Below are 1,733 nucleotides of genomic sequence, written 5' to 3' on the forward strand. Positions count from 1 at the left end.
CCGCGGCCTGTCGGTCGGTGTGCTGGACGCCGACATCCACGGCCATTCGATCCCCCGGATGATGGGCACCACCGACCGGCCCACCCAGGTCGAGTCGATGATCCTGCCGCCCATCGCGCACGAGGTGCGGGTCATCTCCATCGCCCAGTTCACCGAGGGCAACACCCCGGTGGTGTGGCGCGGGCCGATGCTGCACCGGGCGCTGCAGCAGTTCCTGGCCGACGTGTACTGGGGTGACCTGGACGTGCTGCTGCTCGACCTGCCGCCGGGCACCGGCGACATCGCCATCTCGGTGGCGCAGCTGATTCCCAACGCCGAGATCCTGGTGGTGACGACGCCGCAGCTGGCCGCGGCCGAGGTCGCCGAGCGGGCCGGCAGCATCGCGCTGCAGACCCGTCAGCGCGTCGTCGGCGTGGTGGAGAACATGTCCGGCCTCACCCTGCCCGACGGTTCCACGCTGCAGGTGTTCGGCGAGGGCGGCGGCCGGCAGGTGGCCGAGCGGCTGACCCGTGCGGTGGGCGCCGACGTGCCACTGCTGGGTCAGGTCCCGCTGGATCCCGAGCTGGTGGCCGCGGGCGACTCCGGCACGCCGCTGGTGCTGAGCGCGCCCGATTCGCCGGTCGGCAAGGCGCTGCGCGGGGTGGCCGACAGCTTGTCGTCACGCAAGCGCGGGCTGGCCGGCGTATCGCTCGGGCTCGATCCGACCCGGCGCTGACGGTTCAGGTCGCGTCGGTATCGAACGGCGTGTGACCGCCGGACTGCTGTTCGGCCGCCAGTGCCTGGCCGTTCGCGGCGGGCGGGGCCGGGTGCGGGGCTTGCGGCGGGGCGCCGTTCGCCGGTTTGTCGAAGGCTCCGGTCAGGAACGAATCGTCGCCGTCCAGCAGATGCTTGGTCAGCGCCGCGCGCGGTGTCATGCCCCGCAGCTTCTGCAGCTCGCTCAGCGGAACGCGCAGATCGTCGAACTCGGGGCCGAGGTCCTCACGCAGCTGACTGGTTACCCCGCTGAGGTAGTCGCGCGCCTGACGCAAGGCGTTGGACGTCCACCGGATGGCACCCGGCAGCCGCTCTGGCCCGAGGACCACCAGCCCGACCACGACGAGGACGAGCATGTGCTCCCAGCTCAGGCTGCCGAACATCAGCTTTGGTCAGGGTCTGGCTTGACCGTCAGCGTGACGTGCCGGCCGTCGCGGACGACCTCGATCGGCGAGTCCTGGCCAATGGTCAACTGCCGCACCGCGACGACGAACTCGTCGGCGTCGGCGACCTTGCGATTGCCGACCTTGACGACGACGTCGTTCTCCAGGACGCCGCCCTTCTGCGCGGGGCTGCCGGCCTTGACGTTGGCCACCTGGGCGCCGGAGGCGATCGCGTTGCTCACCGACCGGGTGCTGACCCCCAGCGTCGGGTGGACGATCTTGCCGTCCTTGATCAGCGTCTGGGCGACCTGCTTGGCCTCGTTGATCGGGATGGCGAAGCCCAGCCCGCTTGCGCTGTCGGACAACGACTTACCGGCGGTGTCGATGCCGATCACCTGGGAGTCCATGTCGATCAGCGGGCCGCCGGAGTTCCCGTGGTTGATCGACGCGTCGGTCTGCAGCGCGTCGATCACGGTGTCGGTGTCCGAGCCCTCGCCCGACAGCGGCACCGGCCGGTGCAGCGCGCTGATGATGCCGTGCGTGACGGTGCTGCGCAGCCCCAGCGGCGCACCCGCGGCCAGCACCTCGTCGCCCACC

General features: G+C 70.9%; 3 protein-coding genes. 1 reads left to right on the forward strand and 2 read right to left on the reverse strand.

Annotation, left to right across the window (positions count from 1 at the left end):
• On the forward strand, positions 1–715 hold a 715-nt coding region (locus A5646_RS24225), incomplete at its 5' end, for a P-loop NTPase (protein WP_156765687.1).
• 4 nt (positions 716–719) lie between these two features.
• Here the strand turns inward: A5646_RS24225 and tatB are convergent.
• A complete protein-coding gene (gene tatB, locus A5646_RS24230; RefSeq protein WP_066873539.1) occupies positions 720–1,136 on the reverse strand; it encodes a Sec-independent protein translocase protein TatB in 417 nt (138 codons plus the stop codon).
• The coding region (locus tag A5646_RS24235; RefSeq protein WP_156765688.1) for a S1C family serine protease at positions 1,136–1,733 on the reverse strand (598 nt) is incomplete at its 5' end. The genes A5646_RS24235 and tatB, both read right to left, overlap by 1 nt.

Origin of the sequence: Mycobacterium sp. 1245499.0 (assembly GCF_001673615.1) — a bacterium.
GTDB lineage: Bacteria > Actinomycetota > Actinomycetes > Mycobacteriales > Mycobacteriaceae > Mycobacterium > Mycobacterium europaeum_A.